This is a genomic window from Nonomuraea sp. NPDC050022 (assembly GCF_044460705.1).
Taxonomy (GTDB): Bacteria; Actinomycetota; Actinomycetes; order Streptosporangiales; family Streptosporangiaceae; genus Nonomuraea.
On sequence record NZ_JBITKE010000001.1, the window covers coordinates 1,162,378 to 1,177,202 of the forward strand.

Below are 14,825 nucleotides of genomic sequence, written 5' to 3' on the forward strand. Positions count from 1 at the left end.
TCATCACAGTAGCAAGTAATGTCAGTCGCTGTCATCACGGTACGATCGGGGCATGGGGCGATGGGAGCCGAACGCGCGCGGCCGGCTGGTGCAAGCGGCAATGGAGCTCTACGGCGAACGCGGGTACGAACAGACCACGGTGGCCGAGATCGCCAGCCGGGCGGGGCTCACGGAGCGAACGTTCTTCCGGCACTTCGCCGACAAGCGCGAGGTGCTGTTCTGGGGCGGGGGCGAGCTGCAAGAGCTCCTCGTGAGCTCCGTCGCAGATGCCCCTGATTCCACGGCGCCGATCGACGCGGTCGCCGCGGCCTTTGAGGCCGCCGCCGCTCAGCTTCAGGAGCGCCGCGAACATTCCCGGCAGCGCCAAGCCATCATCGCCGCGAACGCGGAGCTTCGAGAGCGTGAGCTGATCAAACTCGAGTCGTTCGCCTCGGCGCTCGCCGACGCCTTGCGCCTGCGCGGTGTCGCGGACACGGCCGCGAGCCTGGCCGCCGAGGCGGGGGTCGCGGTCTTCAAGATCGCATTCGTACGCTGGCTCGCCACCGGCCAGCCAGACTTCCCGCAACTCATCCGAGAATCATTCGACGAGCTGAAGGCACTGACCGCGGGCGCGGGGGTCACCTAGACCCTATGCGCTGCGGCGGTTCGCCGGGCAGCCCTACCAGCAACGCGGCTGGTCCACGTCCCGGGTTCTGCTGATGCTGGCCGTCAACGAAGCGGGCACGCCGCGGATGGGCGACCTCAAAGACCGGCTCGGCGTCACGGGCAGGTCGATCACGTCCCTGGTGGACGGCCTGGAAGACGAGGGCCTGCTACGACGGCGCACCGATCCGGCCGACCGCAGATCCATCCGCCTGGAGATCACCACCAAGGGCCGCGAACACCACAGGCCGAGCTCGTCGAAGGCCAGCCGCTGCAGGAGCGCTACCACTGCGGCGCCGAGGCCCTGCCCCCACCGGTCGGCCCGAAGCGCGAAGCCGATCTGACCACTGTTCTGCGGCGGATGGCTATTCTTCGCGTGCGCCCGCCATCGATTACATCGGTGTTTGGTGGATGAGGACGACCCGCCAGCCTTCGGGGGTGTGGCGATATGCGGTCGTCGCGTGCCACGAGGTCGTCTCTTCGCCTGTGGTGCTGGTCAGTGTGTAGGCGACAATGGCGCCGGAGTCGCCGAGCAACTTGACGGTGGCGTCGTTTGCCTGGCTGTGCCGGTCCGGATTTCCGCTGCCTTGGGTGTACATCTGGAGCACCTGCTGCCTGGATACAACGCCATAACTGCCCATGGCTATGAAGTCGTCGGCACAATACTCCGCGAAGAACTTCTCGTCGTAAGCCGCGTCAGCGTTCAGCATTCGCTGCTCGATTTCCAGCAGCGTCTTTTCGATCTCGCTCATCTTGCCTGCTCCTCCAGTTGTGCCCTGCTGCCAGAGTGGTGGTGGGGGACTGCACGGCTCAGGCTGCCAGCCATACCTGACATCTCTCGGCAGGTACTCTCACCTGGACAGGGGCAGCCGGACGGGCGGCGGAAGCGGCGTCGGGACCGGGTTGGCCTGGAACGACTGGATCATCAGGGCCGCGAAGCGGCGCGACGCCGCCACTCTCATCTCGGGTGACTCGGCGCGGATGCCGTCGTTCGCCATCAGCGCCAGGCTGATGTCCTCCAGCACGAAATCCTTCCGCAAAGGGCCTGCTTCCTTCGCGCGCCGCACCAGTTCGAGCAGTCGGCGCAGCGTGCGAGCGTGCTCCGCGGCGAAGTCGCCCGATTGGGGGAGTCGCGAGGTGAATGCGCGGGCGAAGCCTCGGTCGAGGGCGTGCACCTCCATGAGCCTCTCGATCACCAGACAGAACCCGCGCCACGGGTCGCCCGCCGCCATGCCCTCCTCCACGATCGCCGAGCAAGAAGCCATCTGCTCGGCGAAAGCTTCGGCCATCAGCGCTTCCTTGGTCTGGAAGTGCCGGTAGACGGTCGCGACACCGACCTCGGCGCGCCGGGCGATCTCCCGGATCGGCACGTCGAGGCCCTCGGTGGCGAAGGCCGCGCGAGCGACCGCGAGGATGCGCTCGCGGTTGTCGCGGGCGTCCGAGCGGAGATGGGTTATCACTTGGGCCGTCATCGCTCTCACTTTAGCTAAACGGAGGGGGTGCTCCGTTACGTTCGGCGCATGAGAGCGATTCAATTCACTGAGTACGGCCCGCCCAGCGTTGTGCACGTCGCCGAGGTGGCGGCGCCGCACGCCGGACCGGGCGAGATCCGCATCGCCGTACGGGCCTCCGGTGTCTCGCCCGGGGAGACGTACATCCGCTCCGGGGCGCTGCGTGACATGGTGCCCACGACGTTCCCGTATCGGACCGGATTCGACGCCGCGGGCGTGGTCGACGAGGTCGGCGACGGCGTCACGGGCGTGAGCGTCGGCGACGAGGTGTTCGGCATGGCCGACACGCTCGCGCGCGGCGTCAATGCCGACTTCGCGGTCCTGGCCGCCTGGGCGCCCAAACCGGCCGCGTGGAGCTGGGAGGAAGCGGGCGGCGCCGCGGGCAGCGTCGAGACGGCCACCCGGGTGCTCGACCGGCTCGCGGTCGATGCCGGGCACACCGTGCTCGTACAGGGCGCGGCCGGTGCGGTGGGGACCGTCGCCGTCCAGCTCGCGGTCGCCCGCGGCGCCACTGTCATCGGTACGGCGAGCGAGCACAACCACGACTTCCTGCGTTCTCTCGGCGCGGAGCCGACGACGTACGGGGCGGGGCTCGTCGAACGGGTCCGCGCGCTGGCGCCGGCCGGGGTGGACGCGGTGTTTGACTGCGCTGGAGGGGCGCTGCCAGACCTCATCGCCATCGCCGGTGACACGGCGCGCGTGGTGACGATCGCCGACTTCGCCGCGGCGGCTCACGGCGTACACATGTCGCACGGAGCGCCGGCCGAGGAGACGGGTACGGCCGTGGGAGCCCCCGCCGACCCGCAGGCGGTGCATGGCCTCGCGATCGCGGTCAGGCTTGCCGGCGAGGGCCGGCTGCGGGTGCCGGTCGCGGCGGCGTTCCCGCTCGCCGAGGCCGCGGCCGCGCACGAACTGAGCGAAAGCCGCCACGCGCGCGGAAAGATCGTGCTGGTGAACTGAATCGTGCTGGTGAACTGATCGGCCCCCGTGGCCGTTCACGACAACCGGTCACGGGCCCGATGCTGCTGCTCAATGGGCCGAGACCCAGCCCCACGGCGGCGGCGGTGCGCCTGCTCGTAATCCGGCAAATAGTCAACAACCGATCCGAACTATCACTAAGGTGATCAAGTCAAAGATCAAGGAGGAACCTGGTGAAGCAGACGATCGCCCGGCGGATCGGCCGTTCAATGCTGGTGGTGGCGCTGGCGGGAGGCGTCGTGACGGCCGGCGTCGCATCCCCGGCGCTCGCCGCGCGGAAGGCGACACTGGGGCCGTACGGGTACGGCAATCTGAAGCTTGGTATGAACGCCAAGGAAGCTATGAGGACCAAGCGGATCGTCCGCAAAGCGGTCGGCGACTCCGCCCGATGCACGGGTTGGGACCTCAAGGAGAACCCGTACGGCGAGTACCGGGTAGGGGTGTACGTCTCCAAGAAGCGCGGTGTCTCCATGATCGTCGCGCCGCCTGGCCTGAAGACACCGCAAGGCATCGGACTCGGCTCCAGCAACGCGCAGCTGAAGGCCGCATACCCCGGTCTGCGCCGTGGCCCGGGTGGGTATCCGACCGCCACCGTGCCGGGCAACAAGAAGGCGTTCTACATGTTCTATGTGTCGCACAACAAGGTGGCCGACATGAGCCTGGTTCTGGCCACGCAGGACTGCGTCAGGTACTAGCCCTCGTAGCCCCCGCGTCGTTCGCCGGGCAATTGGAGAGGAACGTCCGCTCTATCCTGGGACTCCGTTTCGGCTGAACGGTCACGGAAGGTCGAGGGACCCTTGAAACAGCGGACTTTCCTCGCCGCCCGCATCGACCAATGGTCCCGCGAGCACCCCAGGATGCTGGATCTGACACTGGCCGGCTTGATGTGGCTGGTTCTCGGCCTGTCGAGTGCTCTTGCGGGGCTGCCCGCCTTTCTCGTCGGCACTGCGGCCATCCTCCCTCTCGCCGTACGGCGGCGCTTCCCGACCGCGGTCCTCGCCGGGTCGGCCACGGCCTTCGCCGTTCAGCTCGCGGTGGTGCCGATTCCGTTGCCGGCCAACGTCGCGCAGGCGATCGTCGTCTATACCGTCGCCGCGCACGTCGCGTCCCTGCCGATCCGCCTGCTCGCCCTCGGCGCCGCTCTCGTGGGCAGCGTGCTCGCCGGCTTCCGGTGGAGCGTCCCGCCTGAATACCTGACGAACGTGCTCAAGAACGCTGTGTTCCTGGGGATCCTGTTTGTACTGATCTGGGTCATCGGCAACCTTGTCCGCGGTCGTCAGGCCAACATGCGCGCGCTGCGTGAGGCCAGTGCCCGACTTGAGGAGAGCCGGTTGCAGCGGGAGCGGTACGTCGCGCAGCGGAAACGTGTTGTCGCGGCACGGGAGATTCACGACATCCTTGCCCACTCCCTCACCGTCGTGATCGTGCAGGCTGACGGCGCCGAGTACGCCGCCGAGCACGCACGGCCCTGGGACCGCGCGGACGCGGGAAGGGTCTTCGCGACGATCGGGCGTACCGCGCGGTCGGCCCTCACCGAGGTGCGTGGCGTCATCGAGGTACTCCGCGACGCCGACCCGGACCTCGACGGCGACGGTGACGGCGACGGGGCGGGCGAGCTGAGTGGGGCCGAGTTGTGGCAGCTCGTGGACTCGGTACGGGCGGCGGGCCTCGCGGTGGACGTCGACGCCGAGCTGGCCGTGTTCGACGATGTGCCCACCGCGATACGGTTTGCCGTACTCCGGGTCGTTCGGGAGTCTCTGACGAACGTGTTGAAGCACGCCGGCCCGCAGGCCACAGCGCACGTGATCGTCGCGAGGACACAGGAAGGGATCATGGTTCGAGTCGAGGACGACGGTGTGGGTGTCGGTGCCCGTCGTGCCGACACGATCGCGGGCCACGTTTCCGAACCTGCCGAGACGATCGCGGGCCACGCTTCCGAACGTTCCGGCTATGGCCTCGACGGGATGCGGGAGCGGTTGCGCGCCCTGGGTGGAGTGCTGGAGGCTGGCCCACGCCGTGACGGCGGATTCGCGGTCGATGCCGCGATCCCCGTAGCCGTTCTGTCGCCCGCGGGTCGCGCGGAAGGCGCGTGATGAGTCCCGATCGTCTCATCCGCGTCTTCCTGGTGGACGATCAGGAGCTGGTACGTACCGGGTTCGCGATGATCCTCGACGCCACCCCGGATCTGCGGGTCGTCGGATCGGCCGCCGACGGGCAGACGGCCCTCGACGCCCTGCGGCGGCCCGAGCACCGCGCGGACGTCGTCTTGATGGACATTCGCATGCCGGGCATCGACGGCGTGGAAACCACCCGGCGGCTGCTGGCCAGGCCCGACCCGCCACGCGTCGTCATGCTGACGACCTTCGACGACGACGAGCTGCTCGTCGCGGCTCTTCGAGCTGGCGCGGCCGGCTTCCTGCTCAAGGACGCGGGGGCGGCGGAACTATTGACGGCGATCCGGGCGGCCGCCGCCGGGGAGGCGCCGGTCGCGCCGAGGCTCGTACGTCGCTTGATCGACTCGTTCGTCCTCGCGCCACCGGCGACCGCGCCCGCCGAGCATCCGCCCGCCACCGCGCCCGCCGAGCGCCTCCCCGCCGCCGCGTCCGCCGAGCGCCCGCCCGTCACCGCGTCCAGGCTGGGGCGGCTCACCTCCCGCGAACGCGAGATCCTCGCCTCGGTCGGCTTGGGACTCACCAACGCGGAGATCGCCGCGCGGCTGCGACTGGCGGAGTCGACCGTCAAGACGCATCTCGGCTCCGTACTGCGCAAGCTCGAACTACGCGATCGTGTGCAGGCGGTCATCCTCGCGCAGACGCATGGGCTGACCGGCGACTCGCGGCGGACCGACTGATCCCGATGGCGAGGGCGCAGGCCGCTGTGCCGACGAGTACGAACAGCCCGGTGTCACCGGCCAGGTATTCGCGGACCACCACGGGTTGCTCAGTCGAGACCACATGCTCCAGCAACAGGGCAAAGGTGGCGTTGTGCGCGAAGTGCGCCAGCACCACCGGCCACAGGCTGCCGGACATGACGCGCAGGTACCCGAAGAGGAACGAGAACGCGATCACCGAGCCACTGAACAGCAAGAGCACCAGGCCGCGGTTCCCGTCGGTGTGGTAGTACGGCGTGAACAGGATGTACGGCAGATGCCAGGCGATCCAGACAAGCCCGACGACGAACATCGCTGAGCGCTCGCCCAGGTACGCGAGCCGTGGCTGCAGGTAGCCCCGCCATCCGATCTCTTCGGCGAACGCCAGGATCGGCCCGGTGATGGACACGGCGATCACCGACTGCGGCCACTCGCCGTGCGGCGCGGTGAATCGGCCGAAGCCGAGCGCGACGGCGCCCGCGGTGGCGAGCAGGCAGACGCCGGCGGTGGTGGCGACTGTGAGCGGCCAGGTACGCAGGCCGAGCCGCCCCATGCCGAGCCGGCGCCATCCGTCTCTGGAGTATCCCTCTCGCGTGACGACGAGCAGCATCGCCAGCACGACGAGCAGGGGCGACAAGGCGAGGACGAGCCCATCGGCGATGTTGGCGGTGCCCAGCGAGATCGTGAGCGCGAGGACGATGAAAACGATCGACGAAGCGCGATCGGAGAGCCGTTCGAACACGGACAGACCTTCCTTCGGGGAGTTGGCCCGGCCAAGTGTTCAAGAACGCGCCACCGCCGCCATCCACCCACGGTCCGAATTTCGGCCCAGCCTCCCCTCACGGGACTAGCACCTCAGGTCGGCCCACACCACGCGATGGCCCGCTGAATTGACGAACGTCCCCCAGTTCCCGTCGGACAGTTCCCGCACAATGTGAATGCCGCGCCCCGACTCGATCTCCGGAGAGGCGTATTGGGGAATGTGCGGTTCGGACGCGAACGCGCCCGGGTCGGTGACCTCGATGCGAAGAAAGCCGGGGCCGCGACTGGCGATTACCGTGACCCATTCGCGGTGCGCGCCGCCCTCCACGTGAGTGCAGGCGTTCGTGACCAGCTCGCTGACGACCTGTTGCGCGTCAAGCAGCACGGCATGGCCGGTCGTGAGCCAGCACGTCATGGCCGCCCGGGCCTGCTTCGGAGCCTTGTCGCCACGGCGTAGCCTGGTCGCTCCGATGAGGGTTACCGCCTCTGTTCGCATGAGCATGAAATCCCCGAGTTTGTCCTGTTGCTACGTTTGCTGCCTGCACACAAGATCGCTTTTCTGGCGTATGAGCCAGCCTCAATTCACGCGGATGTCTCTCGAAAGTCACCTCTCACGGTGCCAGCGAACGGCTACGTTAAGTGAGTGATCGGCGGGACAATCACCGCACAGATTGGGCACAAGATGTGTGTGTCGTCCTGTGTGGTTTCGTGGCGACAGAACGGCGGAGGTGCTTGGTGAGCGTTGGTGAATTCGACCCGGACGCTGGGCCGCTGGCTTGGTTCGGATACGAGCTGCGGAAATTCCGTATCGACAAAGGGCTGACCATCGATCAACTCGCGAACAGGGTCGGTTTCAGTCCGAGCCTCGTCGGTAGCGTCGAGCGGGCCGCCAGAAACCCGAGCAAGGACTTCACCGAGCGTTGCGAGGAGGCGCTGGGCCTGTCCGGCGAACTTCTCGCCCGCTGGCCGAGCATAAGCCGGGAGCGAAGCCCCAAATGGTTCCGCCCGTGGCTGGAGATCGAGCAGGGCGCCACGACCTTGCGGACATGGGAGCCGCTCATCGTCCCAGGGCTGCTTCAGACCACCGATTACGCGCGCGCCATTTTCACCGGCAAGCCAGGTACAACCCCCGAGCAGGTAGAAGAGGCGCTAGCGGCTCGAATGGAGCGGCAAGCCATCCTCGCGCGCTCGAAGCCGCCGATGTTTTGGGCTGTTCTGGATGAAGGAATCCTGTACCGTCCAGTTGGAGGCGAGACGGTGACTCGCCTCCAGTTCGAACATCTCATCGTATTGGCTGAAAGCACGCGAATCACCATTCAAGTGCTTCCCTACTCCGCCCTGTCCACCACTGGCCTCCTCGGTGGGTTCATGCTGGCGAAAGTCAACGGAATGCCGGAGGCTGCCTATCTTGAGTCGGCTGGACAAGGCCAAGTGCGGGACGCACCTGACGAGGTCGCCGCGCTGAGTGTTAGATACGACGCGATATGCGCGGAGGCGCTTCCGCAGCATGTGTCGCTCAAGGTGATCAAAGAGAGACTGGTGACAGCATGGAGCTGAACGAAGAACTGAGGACTGCGGCCTGGCGCAAATCCTCATTCTCCGGTGACAACGGCGGAAACTGCATCGAGGTCGCTCCGTTGAGCGGTGGGCGGGTCGCGATGCGGGACACCGAGCGTCCCGACCTGGAGCCGTGGGTCGTCAGCGGCTCAGTCTGGGCAGCCTTCGGCAAGGGCTGGCGAAACGGCGAATTCGACTTTTAGCAGACCTTTCTAAACGGCTGGTCGGGCAGATAGCGGGTCCATTCGGCCTCGGTCAATGATCTTCCGGCCCGTGCGCACACCGCCTTCATCAAGGGTTCGATCGCCACTGGAAGCCTGGTCAGACGGCCCGCCCTGCCCATGGCCACAAGTTCGGCGGAGTCGGCGGAGAAGGCGATCGATCGTGCGTCGTCCGGAAGCTGGATCTCGGGCCCGGTCCGTCGGCCCAGCCGTACGTCCCAGACGGTCAGCGACTTCTGCTGGGAGGCGAATGCGAACAGTTGGTCGTCGGGGGAGAACGCGGCGGTCCACGCCGCCTGGCCTACCCGCAACCAGTCGCCGACCTGCGCGCCCGTGCTCGTGTCCCAGATGCCTACCTTGCCGGCGAAGTTCGCCGCGACCAGCTTCAGATCGGCGCTGAACCAGACCTCCTCCGCCGTGCCGGAGAACAGGAGCCTCGGTCCGAACGCCCGCCCGGACTCCAGGTCGACCAGGCGCAGCAGGCTCGCGTCCAGGCCGATGAGACGCCCGTCGGCGGCGACCGTCCAGCCGAGCAGGCGTGGCCTGGCCACCTGCTTGAGGCGCCGGCCGCCGGGGACCTGCCAGAGCGTGAAGGTCTTCTCGTCGGCTGTCCAGAGCCCGGCCGGAGCCGGCACCGCACCGTCCGAACCGGCGGGCGTCGGGACCTTCGCCAGTTCGCGCCGGGTGGCGGTGTCCCAGACGGTGACGTCGTCGCTGCGTTTGATCGCCAGCCGTCCGCCGTCCCGGCTGAAGGAGAGGTCGGCGTCGTAGCTCTGGAACGCCCCTGCCTCGAAGCCCCTACCGTTCAGCGTGATCTTGGTGGAGTCCAGCGTGTGGGTGGCGAGGAGCTTGCCATCGACGCTGAACTGCATCTCGTCCAGGGCCTCTTTCCCGGCGAAGTACGGCTGGAGCGTGACGACCGTGTCCTCGCTCAGGTAGCGCAGCCCGGTCGGACCGAAGGCGACCGCGGACACCGGGTCCACTATGGCGCGTTCGAGCATCAGCGGCTCGTCGGCGTTCAGATGATAGAGCCTGATCGTCGAGCCGATCCCCGCGAGCACCTTGCCGTCCGGGCTGAACACCGGCACCGCCATGCTGTCCCAGTCCGTGATCGCGGTGATCTCCTTGCGGGTACGGGTGTCAAAGACGGTCAGGCCGGTGTTGCCGCCGACGGCGAGCAGCCGTCCGTCGCGGCTGAACGCCGAGAAGGGGAGACAGTCGGAGCAGATGCCGGGAAATCCGGGCTGTTCCTTGCCGGACGGGAGCGCCCAGCGCTGGCTTCCGGCCACGGCGTAGTCGCCGCCCGGGTGGATCGCGGCCCTGGCGAGCGCGGGCAGCATGGTCGTCTTTCCGGTACGCGGGTTGTAGACGGTCTTCCCCTGCCCCCAGTCGATGATGAGGAGGCCGCCGCTGAAGCTGAGCTCCAGGTCGCCCATATCGGAGGCGGGCTCGTGCAGGCCCATGGGCTTGCCGCTGGCCAGGTCCCAGAGCCTGACGCTCTTGCTGTCGCCGACGGCCAGCAGTCGCCCGTCCTCGCTGACCGCGGCCTTGCGCAGGGGCGCACTGGCCATGCCGAGCCCGCTGAAGCCGCCTGTCCGCCTGCCGGATGACACATCCCACACCCTGACCTCGTCGGGGCTGACGCTGATCAGCGACCGGCCGTCGGCGCTGAGGGCGCGGACCACGTCGGGGCCGGTGTCCGGGTCGCGAAAGGCGGCGCGGCCCTGGTCGGCGACCGAGGCGAACAGGCTCGACCGGGCCTCGGCCGTGGGGGACAGGCGCGCGGCCGTGGCGCTGAGCAGCATGCCCAGCACAGGGTTCGCGCCTCTCACGGTGTCGGCCACTCCGGCCAGCCGCGCGGACTCGGCCGTGTCGCGCTGCTCGGCGAGCAGGACGCTCTGCCGTACGGCCAGACCGCCCGCCACCAGGGCCAGTGCCAGGAGCACGGCCAGGCAGATGGACAGGAGCCTGGTTCTGCGGGACCGGCGTCTGGTGAGCGCGGCGGCCGCCGAGAGGAAGTCCCGTTCGCCGGGGGTGAGGGTGATGTTCCGGCGCTCGGCCGCGGCCCAGCGCAGCGCGTCGTCCAGCGAGCTGCCGTGGAACAGGTCGGCGTCCCGGCGTCCGTGCTCCTGCCAGCGTTCGGCGGCCGTCCAGATCTGGCGGTGCATGACCAGGCCGTCCCGGTTCGTGGCGATCCAGGTGCGCAGCCGGGGCCAGGCCAGGGGGAGGGCCGGACGCAGCAGCCGTACCGGATCCCCTTTCGAGACCAGGTACGTGAACGCGTCCAGCACCCGCTCGATGTCGTCGGGGAGCTCGGACCTGCGTAGTTCGCGCAGCGCCAGCTCATCCTTGGCCGTCACCGTGACCAGCCGCAGGAACAGCTCGGGGACCAGCTCCTTGTCGGCGGGGGAGAGCGCGGTGTAGGCGTCCTCGGCGATGACGCCGAGCGCGGGGTCGTCGGCGGCGGCCCCGACCTGCTCGCCGTCGGCGGTGATCCCAACCCGCCGGCCGTCGCCGGCGCCCAAGGCGAGCAGCCGCGAGGTGTCGAGGTTGCCGTCGCCGTTGACTAGGCCGAGCAGCAGTTCGCGCGCGGTGGGACGGCTGGCCGGTTCCTTGGCCAGCGCCGCGCGTACCAGGTGGCGCAGCGAGTCGGGCAGCGCGTCCAGGTCGGGTTCGTGGGAGAGTACGCGGTGCATGACCGCGCCCAGGGCCTCCGCGGTGAACGGGTCCTCGCCGGTGGCGGCGTACAGGATGACCGCGCCCCAGGCGAACACGTCCGCGGCCGTCCCCGCCCGCTGTCCCGAGAACACCTCCGGCGCCATGTAATTGGGCGTGCCCGCCACCACTCCCGAGGCGGTGAGCGACATCTCCAGCGTGCGGGCCACCCCGAAGTCGATCACCCGGGGCCCGTCGGGGCCGAGCAGCACGTTGTCGGGTTTGAGGTCACGGTGTACGACGCCCGCGTCATGGATGGCGGTCAGCGCGGTGGCGATCGCCGTGGCCAGCCGGTGCAGGTCGTCGCCCCGGAACACCCGCCCGGCCTTCCGCAGGCTCGGGCCTTCGACGTACTCGCTGACGATGTACGGCCTGGGCCCGTCGAGATGGACTCCGAGCACCTTGGCCGTACAGAACGAGGCCACCCGCTGCGTCGCGACCGCCTCCTTGGCCATGCGACCACGCAGCGCAGCCTGGTTGGCCGGGTCACCGTGAAGCACCTTGACCGCGACCCTGGCCCCCGCCGGATCGTAGGCCTCGTAGACCACGCCCTGCCCGCCCGCCCCGATCCGCGCGGCCAGCCAATAGTCGCCGAGGCGCTGCGGATCCCCGTCGAGCAACGTGCTTCCCATGCCCGGTTGGACTACCGGTCCGACCAGATGGTTGCGGGGGGCTTGACTTAAACCCCAGTTCAGGGAGAAGCCTGTCCGCTATGACGGAAAACAGCGAAGAAGTGCTCGACAGCCCGACCGGCTGGGTGGCCGACCACATCCGCCGATACGTGGAGACGGACGGCCGGGACGGCCACATGTACCAGGAATGGCCGACGCTGCTGCTCAGCACGCGCGGCCGGAAATCCGGCAAACTGCGCCGCACGGCCTTGATCTACGGCCGGGACGGTGACCGTTACCTGCTGGCGGCGTCCAATGGCGGGTCGGACAGCCATCCGGCGTGGTATCTCAACCTGGTCGCCGACCCCGAGGTGACGGTGCAGGTGCTCGCGGATGTGTTCCCCGCCCGAGCCCGCACTGTCACCGGTGCCGAAAGGTCGTCGTTGTGGCGGATCATGGCGTCGGTGTTCCCGCTCTACGACACCTATCAGGGGAAAGCCGAGCGAGAGATCCCCTTGGTGATCCTGGAGCGTAGATAGGTGACTTGAGGCGTCGGATAAAAATGCGGCCCCTTGCGGGGCCGCCCAGTTGGCCGTAACCAACTTCGTGTACCTCCAGCGTAGCCACCACCGGCGCGGCTTGGCTCCATGAAAGGGGCCGTTCCAGGTGGCCGGCGCGTCGGGGAGCTACGCCGGTCGGGCAAGTCGGGCGAAGGACAGGACGACGACGGTCGACAGGAGCCAGCCCAGCATGCTGGCCAGGTTCAGGAGCGTAAAGGTGAGGGCGCCGGCTGAGCTGCGCGTCTCGGGGTACCAGGTGGCGCGCTGGCCCAGTGAGAGGAGCGGGATGACGGTGTCCACCGTGTAGAACACGGGATCGAAGCAGCGTACCTGCCCGTCGCCGCACGGTCCGGGCCGTGCGGCGAGCCGGGCCGGCGTCGCGGTGCCGTCCGTCGCCGTCGCCGCCGACGTCCCGCTCACGGTGACCAGGCGGCCGTCGACCGCGTACACATTGCCACGGGGGTCTGTGGCGCGCAGCGTCTGCTGGACCGCGGGAGTCAGCATCATGACGCCGACCAGGGCGAGCAGGGCGCCCAGCAACCACAAGGTACGGCCCGGACGGTAGCCGTAGCCGACGGTGACCCCATACAGAAGATCCCGCAGGTCGCGGAGCCGGCGGCGTGGTGAGCGGCCGCCTGGTGGCTGCTCCTTCCTGGCCTGCTTGCGCTGCTCGATGAGCAGGCGCTCGGCCTCGGCGGGATGGCCGTGCTGGCGGAACACCCTGGCCGCCTGCTCGTACGGTCCCGCGTCGAACGGGACCATGGCGCGCAGCCAGTCGCGACGCGTCCGCCAGTCCCAGGGGCCGTCGAACCGGTCGTACACGAATCCGGCGATCGCCGAATGCCGCGGCCACCTGGCCGGGTCGTCGGCGAGCACAGTAGTGACCGCGCCCGTCAGGTCCATCGACTTTGGGACGTCCCTCCAACGCAGGTGAATGCCGCCGCGGACCGTGGCCGACACCGCCTCGATCCCTTCGGTGAAGGTGCCGTCGGCGCAGTCGAGCCGCCCTTCCACGACGCACCGGTTCAGCGACACGCGGCCGTCGGCGGTGAACCCGCCGGTGAGCTGTATCGACCCTCTGACCACCACCCGCTGGAGCGAGAGCGCCTCCCCCTCGGGGTTGTGCAGCCGCGCGCGGTGGGCGTCCACGATGCCGCCGACCGTCGCCGAGCGGAACAGCAGCCTGCCACCCGTGGTCTCCACGTCCCGCAGGTCCACCGCACTGTCGACGACCACGCCCCCCGCTGAGATGAGCGAGCCGTTCTCTGGCCCACTCCACCGGGTTCCCCGGAGGATGAGGGATCCCTTGATGTGGGCCCCAGACAGCTTCAGCATGCCCTGGACCGCCACTCCCTCTTCGAAGACGAGACTTGACCGCAGCTCGGCGTTCGTCAGGTCGACGGCGCGCCCGCCGGCGACGGCGAACTCGCACCCCTTGCGGATCTGGATGGTGCTGAAGGACCCCATGGACAGATCCACGCCGCCGCCGAACCGGCATTCGCCTTCGACGCTGAGATCTCCGCCCACGAAAAGGCCCGGCGCGCTGATCGAGGTCCCGCCGTCGCGCTGGCTGGAGTAGCCCGCACCTGTGACCGTTTCGCTGGGTTCGAAGTCGGCGTTGCGGATGAGGAACTTCCCGGCGACCCTGGCGTTGCTCATGGTGAGGCGGCCGTCGATCAGGGGACGGCGGCCTGTCTGGTCGTCGATGAGGAAGACGCTGCCGCCTATCTGGGCGTCGCCCAGATCCAGGGCCAGTCCGCGGTCCGGCCGGGTCAGCCGGGCGCCGGTCAGGTCCAGCGAGCCCGCCAGCTCGACGCCGAGGAGCCGCATCCCGCCGCGCGCCTCGAAGCCGTGCAACAACCGGATCGTCCCGCCGACCCGCATCCGGTCGGCCTGTACGGCCCGCATGTCGGCGTCTATGACGGTGTCCAAGCAGATCAGGCGACCGCCGATCTCCGACTCGCACAGCCACACCGCCGCGCTGCAGGAGGTACTGGCCGAGGTCCACAGGCCGCCGCTGATCCGTGACCTGGACAGATCCAGGTCACGGCGTACGCACAGCCCGTTGGCGAGAATGCCGGGCACCGCGCAGCCGTCCAGCACCAGCAGGTGCAACTCGGCGCCGTCCAGGGCGAGCGGACGGTCGAACACGCAGTTCACGAAGCGCAGGGGATAGGGCACCTGCATGCCGCTCAGGTCGAGGTCGCCGGCGATCCTCGCCCCCTCGATGGCCAACCCGCGCGGGTCGATGTCCGCGCTGCCCCGCCGGCACAGCTCACGCAGCAGACGGCCCTGGACGACGAACTCCTCGCCGTCCTGCGCCCGAAGGACCTGACCGGTCGCACAGGCCCGGAATAAGGTTGCCTCATCAAGCATGTGATCAGCCTATTGAGCGCGAC

15 protein-coding genes are annotated in these 14,825 nt (G+C 68.6%); 9 read left to right on the forward strand and 6 right to left on the reverse strand.

The window, feature by feature from the left end; genetic code table 11:
* Positions 1 to 52 precede the first annotated feature (52 nt).
* Complete coding sequence (locus ACIBO2_RS05025; protein WP_397295458.1) at positions 53 to 625, forward strand: TetR/AcrR family transcriptional regulator; 573 nt, start codon at positions 53 to 55, stop codon at positions 623 to 625.
* 70 nt (positions 626 to 695) lie between these two features.
* Positions 696 to 986 carry a MarR family winged helix-turn-helix transcriptional regulator gene (locus ACIBO2_RS05030; protein ID WP_397295718.1) on the forward strand — a complete coding sequence of 97 codons (291 nt, stop codon included), beginning with the start codon at positions 696 to 698 and terminating at the stop codon, positions 984 to 986.
* A 48-nt stretch (positions 987 to 1,034) separates the two neighbouring features.
* On the opposite strand, the gene ACIBO2_RS05035 is transcribed toward ACIBO2_RS05030, so the two are convergent.
* Both ACIBO2_RS05035 and ACIBO2_RS05040 read right to left on the reverse strand, forming a co-directional pair.
* Positions 1,035 to 1,394 carry a nuclear transport factor 2 family protein gene (locus tag ACIBO2_RS05035; RefSeq protein WP_358537099.1) on the reverse strand — a complete coding sequence of 120 codons (360 nt, stop codon included), beginning with the start codon at positions 1,392 to 1,394 and terminating at the stop codon, positions 1,035 to 1,037.
* A gap of 99 nt (positions 1,395 to 1,493) precedes the next feature.
* On the reverse strand, positions 1,494 to 2,114 hold the full coding sequence (locus tag ACIBO2_RS05040) for a helix-turn-helix domain-containing protein (protein WP_358537102.1): 621 nt from the start codon (positions 2,112 to 2,114) through the stop codon (positions 1,494 to 1,496).
* Positions 2,115 to 2,162: 48 nt separating this feature from the next.
* Between ACIBO2_RS05040 and ACIBO2_RS05045 the strand changes: the two genes are divergently transcribed.
* The 4 genes from ACIBO2_RS05045 to ACIBO2_RS05060 all read left to right on the forward strand — a co-directional run bounded on the left by ACIBO2_RS05045 (position 2,163) and on the right by ACIBO2_RS05060 (position 5,982).
* Complete coding sequence (locus tag ACIBO2_RS05045; RefSeq protein ID WP_358537105.1) at positions 2,163 to 3,113, forward strand: NADP-dependent oxidoreductase; 951 nt, start codon at positions 2,163 to 2,165, stop codon at positions 3,111 to 3,113.
* A 191-nt stretch (positions 3,114 to 3,304) separates the two neighbouring features.
* On the forward strand, positions 3,305 to 3,826 hold the full coding sequence (locus ACIBO2_RS05050; protein ID WP_358537107.1) for a hypothetical protein: 522 nt from the start codon (positions 3,305 to 3,307) through the stop codon (positions 3,824 to 3,826).
* 102 nt (positions 3,827 to 3,928) lie between these two features.
* The gene (locus ACIBO2_RS05055) at positions 3,929 to 5,224 is read left to right on the forward strand and encodes a sensor histidine kinase (protein ID WP_397295461.1); all 1,296 of its coding nucleotides are present in this window, start codon (positions 3,929 to 3,931) and stop codon (positions 5,222 to 5,224) included.
* Positions 5,224 to 5,982: a response regulator gene (locus ACIBO2_RS05060; RefSeq protein WP_397295463.1), complete on the forward strand. Its 759-nt coding sequence runs from the start codon at positions 5,224 to 5,226 to the stop codon at positions 5,980 to 5,982. The genes ACIBO2_RS05055 and ACIBO2_RS05060 overlap by 1 nt, the downstream gene beginning before the upstream one ends.
* Here the strand turns inward: ACIBO2_RS05060 and ACIBO2_RS05065 are convergent.
* Both ACIBO2_RS05065 and ACIBO2_RS05070 read right to left on the reverse strand, forming a co-directional pair.
* The gene (locus ACIBO2_RS05065; RefSeq protein WP_358537114.1) at positions 5,930 to 6,742 is read right to left on the reverse strand and encodes a CPBP family intramembrane glutamic endopeptidase; all 813 of its coding nucleotides are present in this window, start codon (positions 6,740 to 6,742) and stop codon (positions 5,930 to 5,932) included. The genes ACIBO2_RS05060 and ACIBO2_RS05065 overlap by 53 nt on opposite strands.
* Positions 6,743 to 6,847: 105 nt before the next feature.
* The gene (locus ACIBO2_RS05070) at positions 6,848 to 7,264 is read right to left on the reverse strand and encodes an ATP-binding protein (protein ID WP_358537117.1); all 417 of its coding nucleotides are present in this window, start codon (positions 7,262 to 7,264) and stop codon (positions 6,848 to 6,850) included.
* A gap of 233 nt (positions 7,265 to 7,497) precedes the next feature.
* On the opposite strand from ACIBO2_RS05070, the gene ACIBO2_RS05075 reads away from it, so the two are divergent.
* Positions 7,498 to 8,319 (forward strand): helix-turn-helix transcriptional regulator, encoded by an 822-nt coding sequence (locus tag ACIBO2_RS05075; RefSeq protein ID WP_358537119.1) that lies wholly within the window; start codon positions 7,498 to 7,500, stop codon positions 8,317 to 8,319.
* Positions 8,310 to 8,522 (forward strand): DUF397 domain-containing protein, encoded by a 213-nt coding sequence (locus tag ACIBO2_RS05080; RefSeq protein WP_357942597.1) that lies wholly within the window; start codon positions 8,310 to 8,312, stop codon positions 8,520 to 8,522. Before ACIBO2_RS05075 ends, ACIBO2_RS05080 begins: the two co-directional genes overlap by 10 nt.
* On the opposite strand, the gene ACIBO2_RS05085 is transcribed toward ACIBO2_RS05080, so the two are convergent.
* Entirely contained in the window at positions 8,519 to 11,887 is a 3,369-nt protein-coding gene (locus ACIBO2_RS05085) for a WD40 repeat domain-containing serine/threonine-protein kinase (RefSeq protein ID WP_397295467.1), read from the reverse strand. The genes ACIBO2_RS05080 and ACIBO2_RS05085 overlap by 4 nt on opposite strands.
* 80 nt (positions 11,888 to 11,967) lie before the next feature.
* On the opposite strand from ACIBO2_RS05085, the gene ACIBO2_RS05090 reads away from it, so the two are divergent.
* Positions 11,968 to 12,405, forward strand: a complete 438-nt coding sequence (locus tag ACIBO2_RS05090) for a nitroreductase family deazaflavin-dependent oxidoreductase (protein ID WP_358537124.1) — start codon at positions 11,968 to 11,970, stop codon at positions 12,403 to 12,405.
* 147 nt (positions 12,406 to 12,552) lie between these two features.
* Here the strand turns inward: ACIBO2_RS05090 and ACIBO2_RS05095 are convergent, their stop codons facing one another.
* The gene (locus ACIBO2_RS05095) at positions 12,553 to 14,802 is read right to left on the reverse strand and encodes a hypothetical protein (RefSeq protein WP_397295470.1); all 2,250 of its coding nucleotides are present in this window, start codon (positions 14,800 to 14,802) and stop codon (positions 12,553 to 12,555) included.
* Positions 14,803 to 14,825 lie beyond the last annotated feature (23 nt).